The 17,935-nt window shown below is 71.8% G+C and carries 17 protein-coding genes; 9 read left to right on the top strand and 8 right to left on the bottom strand.

Going from position 1 to position 17,935, the window contains the following annotated elements:
- Positions 1-34: 34 nt before the first annotated feature.
- Positions 35-961: a hypothetical protein gene (locus ACZ5WG_RS32925; protein WP_468728007.1), complete on the bottom strand. Its 927-nt coding sequence runs from the start codon at positions 959-961 to the stop codon at positions 35-37.
- A 306-nt stretch (positions 962-1,267) separates the two neighbouring features.
- On the opposite strand from ACZ5WG_RS32925, the gene ACZ5WG_RS32920 reads away from it, so the two are divergent.
- A complete protein-coding gene (locus ACZ5WG_RS32920) occupies positions 1,268-1,948 on the top strand; it encodes a DNA alkylation repair protein (protein WP_468728005.1) in 681 nt (226 codons plus the stop codon).
- A gap of 192 nt (positions 1,949-2,140) precedes the next feature.
- Here the strand turns inward: ACZ5WG_RS32920 and ACZ5WG_RS32915 are convergent, their stop codons facing one another.
- On the bottom strand, positions 2,141-2,839 hold the full coding sequence (locus ACZ5WG_RS32915; RefSeq protein WP_468728004.1) for a hypothetical protein: 699 nt from the start codon (positions 2,837-2,839) through the stop codon (positions 2,141-2,143).
- A 531-nt stretch (positions 2,840-3,370) separates the two neighbouring features.
- Between ACZ5WG_RS32915 and ACZ5WG_RS32910 the strand changes: the two genes are divergently transcribed.
- Entirely contained in the window at positions 3,371-5,497 is a 2,127-nt protein-coding gene (locus ACZ5WG_RS32910; RefSeq protein WP_468728003.1) for a DUF4139 domain-containing protein, read from the top strand.
- A gap of 6 nt (positions 5,498-5,503) precedes the next feature.
- Positions 5,504-7,063 carry a mucoidy inhibitor MuiA family protein gene (locus ACZ5WG_RS32905; RefSeq protein ID WP_468728002.1) on the top strand — a complete coding sequence of 520 codons (1,560 nt, stop codon included), beginning with the start codon at positions 5,504-5,506 and terminating at the stop codon, positions 7,061-7,063.
- Between the two features lie 109 nt (positions 7,064-7,172).
- On the opposite strand, the gene ACZ5WG_RS32900 is transcribed toward ACZ5WG_RS32905, so the two are convergent.
- Both ACZ5WG_RS32900 and ACZ5WG_RS32895 read right to left on the bottom strand, forming a co-directional pair.
- Positions 7,173-7,727: a hemerythrin domain-containing protein gene (locus ACZ5WG_RS32900; protein ID WP_468728001.1), complete on the bottom strand. Its 555-nt coding sequence runs from the start codon at positions 7,725-7,727 to the stop codon at positions 7,173-7,175.
- A gap of 77 nt (positions 7,728-7,804) precedes the next feature.
- Positions 7,805-9,046, bottom strand: coding sequence for an MFS transporter (locus ACZ5WG_RS32895; protein ID WP_468728000.1), 1,242 nt, complete (start codon positions 9,044-9,046; stop codon positions 7,805-7,807).
- Between the two features lie 176 nt (positions 9,047-9,222).
- On the opposite strand from ACZ5WG_RS32895, the gene ACZ5WG_RS32890 reads away from it, so the two are divergent.
- Positions 9,223-10,344, top strand: a complete 1,122-nt coding sequence (locus ACZ5WG_RS32890) for a PI-PLC domain-containing protein (RefSeq protein WP_468727999.1) — start codon at positions 9,223-9,225, stop codon at positions 10,342-10,344.
- A 40-nt stretch (positions 10,345-10,384) separates the two neighbouring features.
- On the opposite strand, the gene ACZ5WG_RS32885 is transcribed toward ACZ5WG_RS32890, so the two are convergent.
- From ACZ5WG_RS32885 to ACZ5WG_RS32875, 3 genes are all read right to left on the bottom strand, one after another.
- Complete coding sequence (locus ACZ5WG_RS32885) at positions 10,385-10,621, bottom strand: hypothetical protein (protein WP_468727997.1); 237 nt, start codon at positions 10,619-10,621, stop codon at positions 10,385-10,387.
- 42 nt (positions 10,622-10,663) lie between these two features.
- On the bottom strand, positions 10,664-11,968 hold the full coding sequence (locus tag ACZ5WG_RS32880; protein ID WP_468727996.1) for a ferredoxin reductase family protein: 1,305 nt from the start codon (positions 11,966-11,968) through the stop codon (positions 10,664-10,666).
- Between the two features lie 370 nt (positions 11,969-12,338).
- The gene (locus tag ACZ5WG_RS32875) at positions 12,339-13,034 is read right to left on the bottom strand and encodes a ribonuclease H family protein (protein WP_468727994.1); all 696 of its coding nucleotides are present in this window, start codon (positions 13,032-13,034) and stop codon (positions 12,339-12,341) included.
- A 178-nt stretch (positions 13,035-13,212) separates the two neighbouring features.
- Here ACZ5WG_RS32875 and ACZ5WG_RS32870 point away from each other — a divergent pair, with 178 nt between their 5' ends.
- Positions 13,213-14,157, top strand: a complete 945-nt coding sequence (locus ACZ5WG_RS32870; protein WP_468727992.1) for a nucleoside hydrolase — start codon at positions 13,213-13,215, stop codon at positions 14,155-14,157.
- 65 nt (positions 14,158-14,222) lie between these two features.
- Here the strand turns inward: ACZ5WG_RS32870 and ACZ5WG_RS32865 are convergent, their stop codons facing one another.
- Positions 14,223-14,615 (bottom strand): hypothetical protein, encoded by a 393-nt coding sequence (locus ACZ5WG_RS32865; protein WP_468727990.1) that lies wholly within the window; start codon positions 14,613-14,615, stop codon positions 14,223-14,225.
- Positions 14,616-14,831: 216 nt separating this feature from the next.
- Here ACZ5WG_RS32865 and ACZ5WG_RS32860 point away from each other — a divergent pair, with 216 nt between their 5' ends.
- The 4 genes from ACZ5WG_RS32860 (at position 14,832) to ACZ5WG_RS32845 (ending at position 17,802) form a co-directional block, all read left to right on the top strand.
- Positions 14,832-15,593: a maleylpyruvate isomerase family mycothiol-dependent enzyme gene (locus ACZ5WG_RS32860; protein WP_468727988.1), complete on the top strand. Its 762-nt coding sequence runs from the start codon at positions 14,832-14,834 to the stop codon at positions 15,591-15,593.
- Positions 15,594-15,663: 70 nt separating this feature from the next.
- Positions 15,664-16,239 carry a hypothetical protein gene (locus ACZ5WG_RS32855; protein ID WP_468727986.1) on the top strand — a complete coding sequence of 192 codons (576 nt, stop codon included), beginning with the start codon at positions 15,664-15,666 and terminating at the stop codon, positions 16,237-16,239.
- The gene (locus ACZ5WG_RS32850) at positions 16,236-17,090 is read left to right on the top strand and encodes a DUF5995 family protein (protein ID WP_468727985.1); all 855 of its coding nucleotides are present in this window, start codon (positions 16,236-16,238) and stop codon (positions 17,088-17,090) included. The genes ACZ5WG_RS32855 and ACZ5WG_RS32850 overlap by 4 nt, the downstream gene beginning before the upstream one ends.
- A gap of 136 nt (positions 17,091-17,226) precedes the next feature.
- The gene (locus tag ACZ5WG_RS32845) at positions 17,227-17,802 is read left to right on the top strand and encodes a hypothetical protein (RefSeq protein WP_468727983.1); all 576 of its coding nucleotides are present in this window, start codon (positions 17,227-17,229) and stop codon (positions 17,800-17,802) included.
- Positions 17,803-17,935 lie beyond the last annotated feature (133 nt).

The following is a 17,935-nucleotide window of genomic DNA, read 5'->3' as shown; positions in this document are numbered from 1 at the left end:
GCGGCGGGCCGGCGGGGTGGGCGGGCGTCGGGCGTCAGGTCAGGACCACGACTTTGTGCATGCCCTTGATCGCATGCGGGAGGCCGGTCTTGTCGTCCGGGACGAAGCAGAGGAGTACGTACGTGCCCGGGGGCAGGTTCCGGGTCTCCAGCAGCGCGGAGCGGCCCGGTGAGAGGACGCCGACGCCGACGGGCCGCCCGGTGTAGGGCAGCGGACCCGGCGCGGTGCGGTCGAAGACGGCCTGGATCTGGGCGTCCGTGGTGCCGGGTGCGACCGGCTGCACCGCCATCTCGTGCAGTTCGCTCGAGGCGTTGTGCACCAGGATGCGGTCCGCGGCCCGGTCCAGCCCGTGGACGTCGAAGCGGGGGCCGTCCGCGGTGTCCCGTTCGATCACCAGGCCGTCGGCGAAGTCCGTCGGGTCCCCGGACTTCTTGTGACCCTGGAGCTGAAGCGTGCGAGTGACCGGGTGGGCCGGATCTGCGAGGAAGGCGCCGAAGTCCAGCAGGACGAGCTCGCCTGCGGTGATCGGAGCGGTGAAGGTCTCCGAGACCGACGGGGTGACCTGTGCCCCGCCGAACAGCTCCGCCTCGTCGCGCACCGCGGATATGCCCTCGACTGTGGGAACGGGCTGGTGGCTGACGGCCTTGGCGAGGTCGGCCAGTACCTGGTCCACCGTCACACCGGGGTGCGGCCGGAAGGCCTGCAGGAAGTGCCCGTTCGGGTCGTCGGTCCTGACGCGGAAGGAGACCAGGCCCGCCTGTGCGGACTCCGGCGCCTCGATACCCGACGCCGTGATCCGCACGTCGACCGGCCTCGGCGCACGCAGGCCGAGACCGGCCTGGTCCTGGGCGTCGCCGTGGTCTGCAGTGTCGGCAACGGCCGGACCGCCGAGGGAGGTGGCGAGGACGAGCGCGGCTGCGGCCGTCGCTCGCACCCCGTGCTTGAGCAGTGCGCTACGCATGGGTCTCCTGTCGTGGAATGGCCCCCGGACAGGGCGGCACCTTCGGGGCCCGGGCGGCGTCAGCCACGCACGCTACGGGTTCGATCAATGCCATAGAGGCTCGAACTGACGTATTCGGCACAGACGTTGGCCGCAATGACGGCCACCCGCACCGCATCGAGGAACCCCGTCGTACGGCTGCGAGAGCCTCGCTCCATTACCTTCCCCCACGTGGCGTATGCGGATCAGACCGAACCGGCCCGTACGACGGGAGCCCGACTTGCGTCGTAGGCTGAATCCCGCACGTGATGGACAGGAGGCGCTGGGGTGGCCGAGACGACGGTGGCCGAGGTGATGGCCGAGCTGGCCGCGCTCGAGGACCCGAGGGCACGCGAGGTGAACGAGAAACACGGTGACGATCACGGTGTGAACCTCGGCAAGCTGCGCGCGCTCGCGAAGCGGCTGAAGACGCAGCAGGAACTCGCGTGCCGGCTCTGGGCGACGGATGACACCGCGGCAAGACTGCTGGCGATCCTGATCTGCCGCCCGAAGGCGTTCGAGCGCGACGAGCTGGACGTCATGTTGCGCCAGGCGCGCACACCCAAGGTGCACGACTGGCTCGTGAACTACGTGGTGAAGAAGAACCCGCACTCCGAAGAGCTGCGCGTGGCCTGGTTCGCCGATCCGGATCCGGTCGTCGCGAGTGCCGGCTGGGCGCTGACCACCGAACGCGTGGCGAAGAAGCCCGAGGGCCTCGATCTCGCGGGACTGCTCGACGTCATCGAGGAGGAGATGAAGGACGCCCCGGATCGCCTGCAGTGGGCGATGAACCACTGCCTGGCTCAGATCGGGATCGACCACGCCGAGCACCGCGCCCGGGCGATCGACATCGGCGAGCGCCTGGAGGTGCTCAAGGACTACCCGACCTCCCCGGGCTGCACGTCTCCGTTCGCACCCGTCTGGATCACCGAGCTGGTGCGCCGACAGGACGGCAAGACGGTGGCTTGACCGGCCGCAGCCGCCCCAGGGCGGCGACGCCGGACACACCACAGACCCCGCGCCGGTCGTCACCTCACGGTGGCGGCCGGCGCCACGGCATACGGGGTCGCCACCGGGTGGACACGAACGGCCAGGCGCAACACTGACGCATGCTGTCGCCCTGGTGGTGGCGGTGTGCAGGACGGGCCACGTAGGGACCGGTCAGGCGGTGGTCGTCACCGGCTCGTTCTCGGTCTGGGCCGGTACGGCTGCCGGGGCATCGACGGCCGGGGTGTTGTGCTGGATCGCCGTGTAGTAGACGGTGGAGCCCTGCTTGGCGCGCTCCGCCAGGCTGCGGGCCACCAGACGCTCGGTGGTGGTGCGCACGAGGTTGTCGCTGAGGTTGCGGTCCGGGTGCGCGGTGGTCAGGGCCTGGGCGATCTCGCGGGCCGTCTTCGGCTCCGTCTGGCCGCTCAGGTGCTGGTGGATCAGCTCCGTCAGCGGGACCTGCTTCTCCTTGGACACAGCCGCCTTCTCCGCCGCGGGCTTCTTCGCCGCAGCCTTCACGGCCGTTGCCTTCTTGGTGGTGGTGGCCTTCCTGGCGGTGGCGCTCTTGGCGGTGGCGCTCTTGGTGGTGGCCTTCTTCGCGTCGGCGGTGGTTGCGGCCTTCGTCGCCGCCGGCTTCCTCGACGACGCCGCGGTCTTCCTGCCGGTGCGCGGGGCGGGCACCGCAGTCGTGGTGTCGCCGATGGCCGCCCTCATCCCGATGAGGAGTTCGTGGTCCTGCTCCAGACCGGTCAGGTTCTCCTGCAGGGAGGCGATCTCCTTGCGGATCCGCTCCTGCTCGGCGGTGTTCAGTGCCAGGTCGGCGGTGACCTTTTCGACGTACTGGGACTTGAGAGTGGGCTCCTGTGCGGTCATGGGGGCTCCTCGATAGATGGTGTTGCCTGCGGACTCTACCCAGGTCACCTGTGAGGTGTGTGGGTTTGAGCGATACCGGATACTCGCCTGTTGGGGACGAGGCGCGGTAGAGCAGGGCGTCAGGAGAGGCAGGTTCCCATCCCCCGGCGCGCTTGACGAGCGTCCGGTTCCCGCAGGTCAGTTCGGGTGATCGCTCGTGCGGGGAGCGTGGTGCGTGCGTGCACGGTGGACACAACGACGGTGAGGGGCTGCCGGAGTTGGCTGGACCCTCTCCAACCCGATGGCGTGCCGGTGCCGTTGCCGCCCGGCATCCGCGCACCGTTCGAAGGCCGACGGCTCATGCCATCGAGGCGGAGACACAACAGCACCCACGCCACCACAGCCCGTGGCCCGGGACTGCCCGTGGAACTCGTCTGGGTGCGGTCCACCACACCCGGCTGCCACGCACCCGCCCATCGGGCCTCGACACGATGGGCGGACCGTGCGGGCGTAGGCTTCGCTCAACACGGGCGCAGCAAGGGGGCGGAGTACATGACGGCTGAGACACCACACACGTGGACGTCGACCCTCGATTCGGTCGTGGTGTACGCGCAGGGCGCGGTATGCCACCGACTGGTCCGGGGCAGCGTGCCCGCGAACGGCCGGCTGAGGGTGACGGGACTGCCCCGCTCGCTGGACCCGGGTTCACTGCGCGTCCGTGTCCTGGGCGCCCCCGGGGTACGCGTCACCGAGGCCCGGGTGGAGGTCGAGGCCGGGCCGCTCGGCACCGGTGCACCTGACACGTTGCGGCGCGAGGTCGTGCGGTTGCGCGACGACCGCGCGGCCGCGCAGGGCCGCCGGGACCGGCAACTGGGCCTGATCGAGGAGGTCAGGGGGCTGCATCCGGTGCCGCCGCCCCGCAGGCGCGATGACCCGCACCGCCGCACCCCCGTCGACGCGTGGCTGGGGCTCGCCGACTTCGTCGAGGAGCGGCTGACACGGCTGCACGCCCGCCTCGTCGAGCTGGAGGAGGCACTGCGCCGCGCCGAGCACGAGCTCGCCGTCGCCGCGGACAGGCTCGCCCGCGCCTCCACCGACGCACCGGCAGCGCACGTGGAGACCACGGTCTCGGCGGTCCTGACCCTCGACGCCACCGGCGCCGCGGAGTCGGAGCCGGACGCGGAGCTGGAGCTGGAGCTGGAGCTCGAATACGCCGTGCCCGGCGCCGTCTGGGTGCCCGCCTACCGTCTCGCCCACCGTCAGGGTGACGGCACCGGACGTCTGGTGCTGCGCGCCTCGGTCGCCCAGCGCACCGGCGAGGACTGGACCGGTGTGCGCATCGCCCTGGCCACCGCCGACCTGCAGCGCCGCACCGACCTGCCGAGGCTCCGCTCGGTCCGGATCGGACGCCGTCAGCCCGCCCCGGCGCCTTCCGGCTGGCGCGAGCCTCCGGCGGGGCTCGCCGACCTGTTCGCCGGGTACGAGGCAGCCGGCCCCCGCCCGGCCCCGCCGGCCCCGCGCGCGGCACCCGCGGCTGTCCGGGTGGGTTCCGCATCCGGTCCCCTACCGCCACCACCCCCAGCGCCGTCGGTGCCGAAGCCGAAGCCGCCGCAGGGCTACGGTGCGGCGCCCGGCGTGCTCCCGGTCCCTGGCGGTGTGGACGGCGCCACTCCGGCGGTCTTCGGCGCCTCCATGCCCGCCCCCGCGCAGCCGGGCCGGTCCCGAGCGGCCGGCAGGCCGGGTGGTGGCGGCGGCTTCGGCGCGGCCCCCGCCGCCATGGCTCCCGCGGCTCCCGCGGCTCCCGGAGGGGCGCCGCCGCAGCCTCCGCCGCCGCCGGCCGGTCCGCCGCGGCCGAGCGGTGCCGAACTCGACTACGCCGCCCTCGTCCTGTGCGGCCCCGACGATCAGGGCCGTCGCCGGGGCAGGCTGTTCCCCGGCGCTCCCTTCGATCCGGAGGCGTCCGAGTACCGCCGCCGCGCCGAAGCGGTGGCCGGGCTGCCGCTGCCCGGGCACGCCGTGCGTCCCCGCACATCGGCGGGTTCCTTCGACCACCGTTTCGATGCCGCCGCCCGCGCCGACATCCCGTCGGACGGCGCCTGGCACACCGTCACCGTCGGTGAGATCCCGGTCGGTCTGCATACCGAATACCTCTGCGTACCGTCCGTCGAGCCGATCGTGTACGCGACGTTGCTGCTCTCCAACGCCACCGACCGGGCCCTGCTGGCCGGCCCGGTGGAGGTCACCGTCGACGGGGAATTCCTTCTGACCGCCACACTGTTCACGCTCGCCCCCGGTGGTGTCCGCCGGGTGGGGCTCGGGCCCGCCGAGGGCATCCGGGTCACCCGTCGTACGAACCTGCACGAGTCGACGTCGGGCCTGCGCAGCAACACCACCGTGCTCGACCACCGCGTCCACGTGGAGCTGGCCAACCGGCTCGCGCGGCCCGTCACCGTCGAGGTCCGCGAGCGGGTGCCCGTCACCACCGAACCGGACGTCCGCATCGAGGAACGGGCCGACTGGACGGCACCCGAGGCCGGCACGGGGCCGGAGCACCACGCCCCGGGCACCCGCGTCTGGCGGGTGGACCTGCCCGCCGGCGCCACCGCCGCCCTCGACGGCGGCTACGAGATCCGCATACCGGCCGGCAAGGCCTTGGTCGACGGCAACCGCAGGAGCTGACACACCATGTCCACGGCCCCGAAGCCGATCGCCCTTCCCGTCACAGCCGTCACCTGCCTGGAGGACCGCGCGCACATCGAGCGGTCCATCGTGCTCGACCTTCGAGCCGGAGTCCAGCGGCTCCGTCTCGGGCCGGTGAGTGCGCTGGCAGTCGACCGCACCCTCCACGCCGAGCTGACCGCCGATCACCCCGCGACCGTGCTCGACGTACGGATCGTCCGCACCTGGACACCGCGCGGGCCGCTGCCGTCCACCGACGACTCCGCCCTGAGCCAGAGCGTGCACACCCTCGAGGAGGAGCGGCTCGTCCTGGAGCAGCGCCGCGATCGGCTGCATGCCCGCCTCGACGTGCTCGGCCGCCTCGCCGCCGATCTCCTGCGGGAGATCGGCGAAGGCGCCGGCTCCGGGGAGAGCGAAGGACCGCGCTGGGCCGGCGAACTGGACCGGGTGGACGCCGAGCGCGACACGTACGGCGAGCAACTCCGGGCCGCGGAGGCTCGGCTGGCCACGCTCGCTGCCGAACTCGGGGCGGTACAGCGGGCCATGGCCCTCTCCGAGGAGGAGCCCGCCGAGCTGGTCGGCCATGTCGAGCTGACCGTGGAGACCGCGGCCGCCGGGCCGGTCGGTCTGCGCCTGAGCCACCTCACTCCGTGTGCGCTGTGGCGGCCCGCCTACCGGGCCGTCCTCGAAGGGGACGCCCTGACGCTGGAGACCGACGCGATGGTCTGGCAGCGCACCGGCGAGGACTGGTCGGACGTACGGCTGACGTTGTCGACGGCCCGGTCGGCGTCGGCCACCGATCCACCGCGGCTGGGCGAGGACCGGCTGGCGCTCAAGGACCGCTCTGCCGCGGAGCGCCGCACGGTCGACGTCGAACTGCGCGAGGAGGAGATCGGGGATCTCGGCCCGGCGCCGGTGCTCGGCCTGCCGGGGGTGGACGACGGCGGCGAGGCGCGGGTGCTGAGCGTCCCCGCACCGGTCTCCGTCCCCGGGGACGGCCGCGCGCACCGGGTGCCGGTGTCCGTCTTCACCGCGGCCGCGAGCAGCGAGTACGCCTGCTCACCCGAGCTGTCCCCGCTGGTGACCCAGGTGGCGCGGTTCGCCAACTCGTCCGGCCATGCGCTGCTCGCCGGTCCGGTGGACCTGGTCCGCAGCAGCGGGTTCAGCGGCCGCGGCACACTGGACTTCACCGCTCCCGGCGCCCCGGTCGAGCTCGCCTTCGGCAGCTGCGACGACCACAGGGTGGTCCGGCTGGCCGAGGAGACCCGCGCCACCGCCGGAATCACGCAGCGGACCGTGGTCACGCGCACGGTTCGGCTGTACCTGTCGCGGTTCTCCGCCCCCGGGGAACAGGGCGAACGGGTGGTCGCCCTCCGGGAGCGGATCCCGGTTTCCGAGGTCTCGGCGGTGGAGGTACGCCTGCGCAAGGAAGCCTGCTCGCCGGCGCCCGACGTGGTCGACGCCGAAGGCATCGTCCGGTGGGACCTCGCACTCCCACCCGGCGGCCGCCGCACGGTCACCCTGGTCTACGAGCTGTCGGCGAGCGCCAAGGTCGCCGGGATCTGAAGACCCAGAAGTCTCCGTCCCTGGACCTCAACGGCTGGCCGGGTGCCGTCGGCCGCGCCCTGGGCAGACCGGGCGCGGCCGACGGCAGCCGGCGGTTGCGGTCCGGGAGCTACTCGCCGCGCCCCGTGGCGAAGTCCCGTGCCCGGTCGACCAGTCCGGTGCCGGCGGACAGCAGCCGGTTGCGCTGCCTGGAGGCGAGGACGCCGGGGTGGGGCCGGGTCGGCGCGAACCTCTTGGCCCGCCGCACGTTGTCGCCCAGCCTGTGCAGGGCTTCCGGGGAGCATGCCTGGCGGAGCCGGGGAAACAGGTTGTCCTCCTCGTCGTGCACATGGGCGACGACCTCCGCCTTCAACGCGGCGAGCACCCGGTCGAACTCCGGTCCCGCCGCATCCAGTTCCTCGAGGTCCTTCAGGAGCTTCTCGACGCGGGCATGGTCGGCCAGTTCCTTGTCCGCGATGAGGTCGCCGTCCGGGAAATGCTCCCGGACCGCCGGGTAGAGGTGTTCCTCCTCCGCCACCTGGTGCCGGACCAGTTCGATGGTCAGCAGTTCGGCCGCCTTCTGCCGCTCGCCGGCCGGAGTCGTGTGCTCGATCCTGTCGAACAGCCCGTCCACCTCGCGGTGGTCGACGGTCAGTTCGGCGATGATGTCCAGTGCGTGCCGCATGCCGTTGTTCCTTCCCGATCGGCCTCGACCGGGCGGTGCGCGCCGGTCCCTGCGCGCGTACCCGGGAAGGCGCAGCCCTAACGGGACGGCGGAGCCGATCGCTCTGCCAGGTCGGCGTGGACGGCTCGGGCGCGGGCCGGGAAGGGCCGGGAGGAGACGGTGACGGCAACGGAGACCGCAGCCAGAGCAGCGATCACCGTACCGGGGGTGAGGTGCTGGGCGAGCCCGCCGGCGATGGCGGCTCCGATGCCCTGCCACGTCATCCGGCCGGCGGACTCGACGCCCTGGACCTGGCCGCGGACCGCGTCCGGGGTCAAGGCGAGGAGCTGCTCCTGGAGCGGCAGGGTGGCGGCGAACCCTGCACTGGAGACGAACACCGCGGCGATCAACACCGGCACGGGCGGGTGGACGGCGAACAGCAGGTACGGAGCGGCGAGCAGCAGTCTCAGCGCGTACGCGTGGCGGCTTCGCCGGTCGGCGGTCAGCACTCGCCCGACGGCCAGGTCTCCGAGGAGCATGCCGGCTGCTCCGGCGGCCAGGAACACACCCGCGTGATCCGGTGCGTACGAGATGAACAGGGCCTCGCAGCCGACGATCAGGCCGTTCGGGACCCACAGGTTCAGCAGGAGTGCTCGCCGGCCCGTGTCCGAGAAGAGGGCGATGTTCGTCGTCCAGGTCTGGCGCAGTCCGGGTCGGCGGGTCAGCCGGATCGAGCGTTCCCTGACGGTCGTGGCCACGACGCCCAGGCCGAGTCCGGTCAGGACGGCGGCGATGACGAAGACCTGCTGCGGGCTGAGGTGGTGGAGCAGTACGGCCCCGATGGCGTAGCCGAGGACGGCCATGCCGCCGGAGGTGATGTTCATCAGCGAACGTGCCAGCGCATACGTGGAGGTCGGCACGACTTCGCAGAGCAGTCCCATCCGCGTTCCGGTCCCCAGGGATTGGAAGAACCCCAGGACCAGGAGAAGGCCGAACCGGGCGGCCAGCGGCAGCCCTGGCACCGCCTGGGCGGCAACGCCCATCAGCGCGGCGCACTGGAGCATGACGAGGGTCCGGCGAGGTCGGCTCCCGTCGGCGGCCGACATGAGCGTCAGGGCGCCGAGCACCGTCGCGAACGTGGCGCCGTACATGCTCACGGCCGTCAGGAACGGGGATCCGGTGCGGTGGTGGACCAGCGTGCCGAGCGCGAAGCCGGACAGGGTGTTCGCCGCGACGGTCAGGATGAAGCTTGCATACAGGCCGGCGAACTCTCTGTTGCGGAGGAGAGCGAGGTAGCCGGTGGTCGGAGGGGCAGCGGACTCGGAAAGGTCGGAAGGCATGAAAAAAGCCTCCGGACACACACCCGTCGGGCGCGGCACCGAAGGCCAACGCGATCATTCTAGCAGTCGGCCCGGATCTGCCACCGGAGGAGCAGCCCCGCGGGTCGGGCAGCCCGGTGGAGCCGAGGCCGTCCGCGGGGCAGCGGATCGACGGCCCGCGCGCTACCCTCCTGCGCATGGTTGACATGGACACGCTCCGAATGTGGTCCCGTGGGCGCCTTCGCAACGCACCGGCGCCCGGCCCGCGGGCCGCCCCCGCCGCGCTCGTGAGAAGGACCGGCCGGCGCACCTTCGTCTGCCTCCTCCTGCTGGCCCTCCTGGGCGCGGCGACCGCAGCGTCCGCCTCGGCCCCGGCCGGAACCACCTCCGCCGTCTCGGTCTCCCCCGGTACGCGTGCGGCCGAGGCGGCGGCCGCCCGCTGGGGCGACCGCCGCCTCGACGAGGCCGCCTTCCTGACCACCCACAACGCCTTCACCAACTACGACGACGCCCGCTGGAGTTCGGTGAACCAGGCCGAGTCGGTGCGCGCCCAGCTCGACAACGGCGTCCGCGGCCTGAGCCTGGACACGCACTGGTACGAGCGCAGCACCTGGCTGTGCGTCATCAGCTTCGGGAGCGACTGCTACCCCAGCGACGTCTACCTGTGCCACGGCGACTGCAAGACCTTCGCCGGGGCCACGTACGCCCTGCCGCGGCAGTCCTTCCAGGGCACGATGCAGACCGTCGTGGACTTCCTCGCCTCCCATCCCCAGGAGGTCGTGACCGTCTTCCTCGAGGACTACGTCGGCGCCGAACAGCTGGGGCAGTCCCTCGGCCGGGTCAGGGGACTGCCCGAGCTGCTGTTCCGGCCCGACGACTGGGGCGTACGGCAGAACGGATGGCCGAAGGTGGCCGACCTCGTCACCGCCGGCAAGCGCCTGCTGATCTTCTCCGACCGGTCCGACCGCGAGCACCTGGGCGTCATGTACGACAAGTCCTGGACGGTGAGCAACTACTGGAGCCTCGGGGACATGGGCAGCGACCTCGCATGCGTCACCCGCTGGCCCGATGTGCCCCTGGACCGCCAGGAGCCGGGGTTCCGGCGCCTGTTCACGATGAGCCACCACCGCAACGTGCCCACCGTCCTCACGGCGGCCCTGGACAACGGCACCAAGCTGCGCAACCGCATCGCCGAGCAGTGCCGGCCCGCGACCGGGGGCCGCAACCCGAACTACGTCTCCGTCGACTTCCACCGGCTGTCGGACGGCAGCGGTCACACACCCGCCTCGATCGTGGCGGAGCTCAACGGGAGCCCCTGAGTGCCGGTGATCGGGCAGCCGGTCAGGCTCGAGCAGCCGGTCAGTGCTCGAACTGCAGGTTCGGGCTCCCGCCCGGGGCCGGCGCGGCCGGGTCGACGGTCGCCGTGATGACCGTGGCGGTCAGCACGCTGGCCAGGGTGAGCCCAGCGACGAGCCATCCCGAGCGCGAGCGCTTGCGGTGCCGGGCGGCCGCCCGGCGGGCCCGCGGGTGCGACCCGGGGCGCGGGGCGGTGTCGCCCTGATGGAGGGGTTCCTGGGGTGCGGGGTACCGGTTCATCGCAGATCGGGGTCCTCGGTGGGTTCGGCGGGTGCAGTGGGCTCAGTAGGTGAAGCACTCCGTGTGGATGCGCGCGGCGGGGACGCCCGCCCTGATCAGTGCCGCAGTGGTGGCGTCTGCCATGCCGGGCGGTCCGCAGAGGTAGACGTCACGGTCGGACAGGTCGGGGACGAGCGCACGCAGGGCCTGGGGAGCGAGCGGGTCGTACGCGGCGTCGGAGCGTCCCACCAGGTAGTGCAGTGCGGCCTGGCGGTCGGCGGCGATGGCCTCCAGCTCGTCACGCAGGACCAGTTGGCCGGCGTCGCCCGCCCGGTAGAGCAGGGTCAGGTCGCCGGGGCCCGCGGGCAGGGACTCGAAGAGGGCGCGCATCGGAGTGATCCCGATGCCACCGGCGATCAGCAATACCCTGGGGCGGGTGCGCCGCCGTTCGGTGAGGGCACCGAACGGGCCGGTCGCGAGGACCCTGGTGCCGGGCCGGAGCCCGCGCACGCGCCGCGAGTGCCCGCCGAGTGCCTTCACGGTGATGCGGAGGCGGTCGTCGCGGGCGGGCGCGGAGAGCGAGAACGGCAGGGCGGTGTGCCACAGGCCACCGGTCAGGAATCGCCAGCGGAAGAACTGACCCGGCTCGGCCCGCAGTTCGCGGAGCCGGCCGCCTTGGACCGTGACGGAGACCACGCCCGGGCCTTCCCGTTCGACGGCCGCGACGCGCAGCCCGTGCCGCAGGGCCTGACGGACCGGGACGATCCCGCGGTACCAGGCGAGCAGTACACCGACGACGGTGTGCAGCAGGGCCCAGAACCAGGCGGTGAGGGCGGTGACGGCGACGTCGGGGCCGGCGAGCTGGTGGACGAACCCGAGCGCGGCGGCGAGGTAGGTGAGGAGGTGGATGCCGCGCCATGCCTCGTGCGGGACCCGGCGGCGGACGGCCCGGGCAGAGCACAGCCCCACGGCGGCCAGCAGGGCGGCTCCCGCGAACGCGGCGGTGACGGCCGGGTACCGGAACAGGGCCCCGGTGGCGGTCAGCAGGTCGGTCCCGGTGCGCAGGGCGTACACGACGAGGGCGAACAGCCCGTGGGCGCCGCACAGGAGCAGAACCCACCGGCCGCCGAAGGCGTGCCAGCGGGCGAGGCGGTCGGCGCCCACTCCGTGTTCGACCGCCGGCACGCGAGCCATCAGGAAGAGCATGACGAGGATCCCGTAGCCCGCGAGGAGCCCGGTGAGGTGTGCGGCCGCTCCGATGAGTTCGTCGGGGCGGGCGGACGGATGCACCTGCACGGCCCACAGCAGGGTGACGGCGGCCGCCCCGGCGGCCAGGCCGGCGCGCAGCCGCTCGGGCGCGGTCCTCATCTGCGCCGCCCCGCGCCGGGGCCGGCGGCAGTCGAGGGGCCGGGAAGGGCGCGCGGGAGAGCCATGCCAAGTCCGTTTCACTCGTTGATCGACGCGCCTCCCCGCCTGCCGTACCGGAGCAACTCCGGAGACGGCCGACAGGGACATAGCGTCGGCAACTATGTGCAAACTTGCTCGCGCCAAGCAATGGCGATGACTTCCGTCACGGGCGACGAAGTGAGCGGTATGTCCGCTCCTGGGAGATATCCACACTCCCGATCGACCCGCCGATGGCTTTGCGCACCCGCCGTTTCTGCTTTGCATTCCTGCAGTACAGACACGGGGGCGGCTGCCTGCTTAGCACACGCGGAGGCGCGTTTTGGGCAATTTTTTACGCTTGTACGGCACTGGCGCAGCCCGGGTGCCCCCAGCGGCTGTCGAGCTTGGTGATCATGTCGCCGACCGCGTACGACGTTCCGCAGGGGCAGCTGCCGGGGAACTTCGCCTTGATGGAGCCCCGGCTGCGGGTGGACTTCTTGGCTCCGGCTCCGGCTGCGGCTGCGGGCTTTGAGCGCGACGCGGAAGCGCGGGCGGGAGCGGGCACGGGCATCGATGCGCTGCCGAGTGCCGTGCCGGCCGCCTGCTGGGTGACGGCGGCGTCACTGGCGGCCTGGTCGGCGATCGCATTCAAGTGGTCGCCGTCCTCGCGGTGGGCCGGAACATAGCGGAATTCCACGTCCCGCTCTGCCAGCAGCGCGTCGATCTGCTCGACGAGCTCCCGGTTGGCCACGGGTTTGCCCGCCGCGGTCTTCCACCCGTTGCGCTTCCAGGCCGGGAGCCATTGGGTGACCGCCTTCATGGCGTACTGGGAGTCCATACGGACCTCGACGGCGGTCCCCGGGGCCAGGGACTCCAGCAGCCGCTGAAGGGCGGTGAGCTCACCCACGTTGTTGGTGGCCCGGCCCAGCGGGCCGGCCTCCCAGCGCTCCGGTCGGCCCTGTGTGTCGGCGACGACCCACGCCCAGCCGGCCGGTCCGGGGTTCCCCTTGGCCGCGCCGTCGCAGGCGGCAATGATGCGATCAGACATCCCCCGATCATGCACCACCGCCGCCCCGCCGCGAATTCGCCTCGTGGGGACGGCACGGGGAGCGGGTCACCTGATGCGCCGGCCGGGAATTCCCCGCAGCCGGTCCGAAAGCCTCCTGGCCACGGGGGTGCCGGAGCGGCACAATGGGCCGCGTCAGCGCCGCCCGGCAGGAGAGTGCGTGCCCGTACCGATCATCATCGACTGCGATCCCGGGCACGACGACGCCCTCGCGATCATGCTTGCGGCGGGTGACCCCGCAGTCGACCTGCTGGCCATCACCACGGTCGCGGGCAATCAGACGCTCGCGAAGACCACACTCAACGCACGACGGGTCTGCACGGTCGCGGGCATCACCGATGTGCCCATCGCTGCCGGCTGCGCCCGGCCGCTGGTCCAGGCGCTGAAAGTGGCGGACGACGTGCACGGCGCCTCCGGTCTCGACGGGCCACGATTCCCCGAACCCACCGTGGACGTGGTCGCCGAGCACGCGGTGGACCTCATGCACCGGATCCTGACCCGACACCCGGAGCCGGTCACCCTCGTCCCGACGGCGCCGTTGACCAACATCGCCCTGCTGCTGACCCGCCATCCCGATGCCGCCCCCCGCATCAGGGAGATCGTCCTCATGGGCGGCTCCACGGAACGGGGCAACCGGACCCCGGCCGCCGAGTTCAACATCCAAGCGGATCCGGAAGCCGCGGACATCGTCTTCCGCAGCGGCGTTCCGCTCACCATGTGCGGCCTGAACGTCACGCACCAAGCGCTCGCGACGCCCGGGATCGTCGCCCGCTTCGAGGGTCTGGGCACCGACCTGGGCTATGTGTGCGCCGAGCTGCTGACCTTCTTCGCGTCGGCCTATCGCACGCTGTGGGGGTTCCAGGACCCGCCGCTGCACGATCCGGTCGCGGTCGCCCGGGTGATCGACCCGGGCATCGTGCACTGCGTGGATGCGAACGTCGTCGTCGAGCTGCAGGGCCGGTACACACGGGGCGCCACCGTCGTGGATCTGCACCGGTACATGGACCGGCCGCTGAACGCGCAGGTTGCGATCACCCTGGAAAGCGGCCTGTTCTGGGACCGTATGGTCGCCGCCGTGACGGCTCTCGGCGACCGGATGGCCTGACCTGTCCGCAGGCCGTCACGACACGGGCTCGAGGCCGACGGCGGTGCGGATGCGGGCGGGGTCGGTCAGGCGGGCGTGAAGACGTCTTCGCGGGTGTCGTCGAGGATGAACCCGAGGTCGAGGCGGACGCGGACGGTCACGCGGTGCCTCTGCTCCTCGTAAGCGATCCAATCGGGTTCCAGGGAGCCGACCTGCTCTTCGAGCTGCCGCCTGCTCTCCGTGGGCATCTCACGGCCGAAGGCGTCGAGAAGCGATTTGAGCCGCTCGTACTCGCGCGCCCCGTGGCTCTGATGCTGATGTTCGACCACCCGCTCGACGGTGCCCTCGGTGCCTGCTGCCAGATACACGGACCCGGCGACGGCCTCCGGCGACGCCGAGGACTCCCCCGTCATCGCAACCCAATCCGTCAGCCTGGTGTCCGCGGCCAGCTTCACCCGCTGGCCTTCTTTCAGCGTCATCGATTCTTCGTCTCTCGGATCGGTGCGGGCTGTTCGCGTGGGGGCAGCCCGGGGCGGTGCCATTATCCGTGTCGATCTTCGCGGACCTCCACTCACGGCAAGTTGACATCCTCGGCGCCTGCGAATTACCGTCGCCATTACTTAAGGATGTCAATCATATATTTCCTTAAGCATCCCCGCCACCCGGGGCAGCATCATCAGAGGAAGGCCACAGACATGAACCCCGCCCAGCACGGAGCGGCCGTCGCAGCCGAGACCGCCCGATTCGTCGCCACGGTCAAGGCGGCCGACCTCTCCACCCCGGTGCCGACCTGCCCCGGCTGGGCTCTCGCCGACCTCACCCAGCACGTCGGCAGCGTGCACCGCTGGTTCACCGAGCTGCTTCGCCGACGCATCCAGCAGCCGCCGACCAGCCGTGAGGTGGACCTGCGCCTGCCGGCGGACCCCGAGGGCCTCCCGGACTGGCTGGCCGCGAGCGCCGCGGAGGCTGCAGAGGTGTTCGCCGCCACCGAGCTGGATGCCCCGATGTGGGCCTGGGGAGTCGACCAGCATGCCCGGTTCTGGGTCCGGCGCATGCTCTTCGAGACCCTCGTCCACCGAGTCGACGCGGAGCTCGCACTCGGCATCTCCCCGCACGTCGAGCGCGTACTGGCCGTCGACGGCATCGACGAGTTCCTCACCAACCTGCCGTTCGCATCCTCCTTCGCGCCGCTGACCAGCCAACTGCGCGCCCCTGACCGGACCATTCGCTTCAGCTGCACGGACGGCGAAGGCGACTGGCTGATCGGCTTGCGCCCCGACGGCTTCGCGCTCGTGGCGGACCACGCCGAGCCCCATACGGCGGACGCCACGGTGCAGGGTCCGGCTGCGGACCTGCTCATGCTCCTCTACGGCCGCCTGGACCGCCGGAGCGACGCCTTCCACCTGCTCGGCGACCCGGACCTGCTCACCCACTGGTTCGCCCACTCCGCCTTCTAGGACGGCGAGCCGGGAGACACACACCCTCCGCTCACACTCCGTGCACATATCAGCCGGTACGCTACACAACGTGACGAACCATGTGGACGGTTCCCCGTCCCGCTCAGACGCCCCCAGTCACGTCTACTACTTCGACGTGGGGGCCGGCGACTGGCAGGGGCTGTTCACCTTCCGGGTCACGTCCTGGAGACGCCTCCGGCAGACCCGCGGCATCGGGCTGCTGAACCGGGTGCTCGTCGTCGCCATGGACCTCACGCAGCGGCTGACCGGGCCGTCCCGACTGGATTCGACCATCGTGGCGAGCCCGGCCGCCGGCGCCTTCGGCGTCGCCGACAACGTGGTCAAGGTCTCCAAGTTCGGCGTGACGCTGTACCTGTTGAAGGAGCGGTACGTTCTCGCCCCTGACGGCAGGGGTGTCACCGTCGAGGCGAACGAGCAGTTCAGTCCGGTCCCGGCCATCCTGACGCGGAAGTTCACCTACCCCGCGGAGATCCGCCCCTCGGGCCTGGGCTCCACCTACCACATGCCGCTGCTGGGGAGCCCCTGGACCGCGACGTACGAGGTGGGAGCCGATCGGCGGAGCCTCGCGGGCGAGCTGGTGTGCGACTGGGCGAAGGCGACGGAGAGCGCCCGCCGGATCTCATGACGGAGGACGCCACGGCTGTCGCCGCCGACAAGGTCCTCGGGGTCGTCGGAGAACTGACCGCCCTCGTCATGCGGTACGACGCCGCACGGGATCCCCGCGCGGTGTTCGCGTACACGTACTTCCGGCTGACCTCGGACCTCGCCGCGAGCCTGCGAACCAACACGCTGCCGTTCACGACGCCGGAGTGGGTCGCCGACCTCTCCGTCTCCCTCGCCGCGGCCTACTTCACGGCGATGGACGCCATCGACACCTGGCTGGGCCCCGGCCCCCGTCCCCGCGGGGAAGTCCGCTCCTGCAACATGCCGCAGACCATCCCGAAACCCTGGCGGGACGTGTACGCCGCCTCGACCGTACGGCACTCCTACGTCCTGGAGGAGGTGCTGTTCTCGATGATGGCGCACATGTCGTACGACCTGCCGCTGGCACTCCGGGCCCTGGCCCGGGCGGGCCACCGGGAACTCCACGACCACATCGCCGACTTCCACCGGATGAACGACCTCCTGGCCTCGTCCGTCGACGTGGTCCAGGACGAGATCTCCGCCCGCTACTGCCGCCGGCTGCACTCGCTGGACCGTTTGTTCACCGGCGACGACGAGCTGTTCACCAGTTACGGGATCCGGGTCGCGCGGGGCATGGCCTGGTTCAACTGCGACAGGCTCCTGGATCCGCGGGCGACCGCCGAGGCGAAGGGCTCCATCAGCAGGTCGACTGCCGCGTTCATTGCCGAGTTCCGCTCGCCGGACGACTGGAGGCGCCGCCACGCCCTCCGAGTCCTGCGGGCCGTGGTCCCCTCCAGGCGGCAGTGGCCGCCGCCGGGCACTCCCGTCGCGGCGGCCCCGCGGTCCGTCTGAGCGGGACGCTGTCGACTGCCGGCGCCGCCCACGTCCTGGCCACGACTTCCGTCGAACGGCCCCGGTCCACGGGCCATTACATTGGTCGTGGTCGGCCGGAGGCCGCAGGAACCGTCCCGGATCAGGTGGAGGCATCGTGGGCACAGCTCTGATCGCGCTGGCCGCCGCAAGCGTCGGCGTGGTCGGCACGCTCCTCGCGCCCGTTCTGTCCCAGCGTCTGACGGCCCGTGCCCAGGCAGAGCAGTTCGACCGCCAGCAGCGGACGGACCGCGCCGAACGGCTCCATGAGCGGCAGATCGCCGAGGAGGAGCGGCGGCGCGACTGCTATGTGGCGGCCAACGCCGCGTACCGCCGCCACCGGGTCGAGCTGATGAACTTCCTGTGGCTGGTGCAGAAGGGGGAGGTCACGCCGGAGGGCCGGCAGGCGATGGAGGCCGCCCGGCATGGGCACCACGCCGCCTTCGCCGAGGCGCAGATGATCGCATCCACCGCCGTGATGGACGAGCTGGATGCCATGACCACGGCGCTGTCCGAACTGTACGGACGCACGATGCGGCTGGAGGAGGGCCACCCTGTGCCGGGCGGCTCCTTCCAGGAGATACACGACGAACTGCAGGAACTCTGGAACCGCGGGCAGGCGCTCCGCGCCGTGATGCGCACCGACCTGGGCGTCAACGACGGCCCGATCGCCCGCCCCACGGCGCGCCCCTGAGCCGGGCGGCAAGGCACCGCGAGGTGATGGACGGATCGGCGCACTGACCCGACCCCCGTACGGGGCAGTGCGCCAAGAGGGGCCGTCCGGCGTCACGCCGATGGGTCCCTCTGCCCTGGGGCCGGCCACTGTG

Source organism: Streptomyces sp. NPDC032745 (assembly GCF_055579465.1).
Note: the sequence above shows the minus strand (reverse complement) of the source record. Positions and strands in the feature narration are given on the sequence as shown.

Excerpts from the sequence above, each read along its gene's own strand:
- ACZ5WG_RS32925 (WP_468728007.1), bottom strand. The coding sequence starts at position 961 with ATGCGTAGCGCACTGCTCAAGCACGGGGTGCGAGCGACGGCCGCAGCC.
- ACZ5WG_RS32915 (WP_468728004.1), bottom strand. The coding sequence starts at position 2,839 with ATGACCGCACAGGAGCCCACTCTCAAGTCCCAGTACGTCGAAAAGGTC.
- ACZ5WG_RS32910 (WP_468728003.1), top strand. The coding sequence starts at position 3,371 with ATGACGGCTGAGACACCACACACGTGGACGTCGACCCTCGATTCGGTC.
- ACZ5WG_RS32905 (WP_468728002.1), top strand. The coding sequence starts at position 5,504 with ATGTCCACGGCCCCGAAGCCGATCGCCCTTCCCGTCACAGCCGTCACC.
- ACZ5WG_RS32900 (WP_468728001.1), bottom strand. The coding sequence starts at position 7,727 with ATGCGGCACGCACTGGACATCATCGCCGAACTGACCGTCGACCACCGC.
- ACZ5WG_RS32895 (WP_468728000.1), bottom strand. The coding sequence starts at position 9,046 with ATGCCTTCCGACCTTTCCGAGTCCGCTGCCCCTCCGACCACCGGCTAC.
- ACZ5WG_RS32890 (WP_468727999.1), top strand. The coding sequence starts at position 9,223 with ATGGTTGACATGGACACGCTCCGAATGTGGTCCCGTGGGCGCCTTCGC.
- ACZ5WG_RS32885 (WP_468727997.1), bottom strand. The coding sequence starts at position 10,621 with ATGAACCGGTACCCCGCACCCCAGGAACCCCTCCATCAGGGCGACACC.
- ACZ5WG_RS32880 (WP_468727996.1), bottom strand. The coding sequence starts at position 11,968 with ATGAGGACCGCGCCCGAGCGGCTGCGCGCCGGCCTGGCCGCCGGGGCG.
- ACZ5WG_RS32875 (WP_468727994.1), bottom strand. The coding sequence starts at position 13,034 with ATGTCTGATCGCATCATTGCCGCCTGCGACGGCGCGGCCAAGGGGAAC.
- ACZ5WG_RS32865 (WP_468727990.1), bottom strand. The coding sequence starts at position 14,615 with ATGACGCTGAAAGAAGGCCAGCGGGTGAAGCTGGCCGCGGACACCAGG.
- ACZ5WG_RS32860 (WP_468727988.1), top strand. The coding sequence starts at position 14,832 with ATGAACCCCGCCCAGCACGGAGCGGCCGTCGCAGCCGAGACCGCCCGA.
- ACZ5WG_RS32850 (WP_468727985.1), top strand. The coding sequence starts at position 16,236 with ATGACGGAGGACGCCACGGCTGTCGCCGCCGACAAGGTCCTCGGGGTC.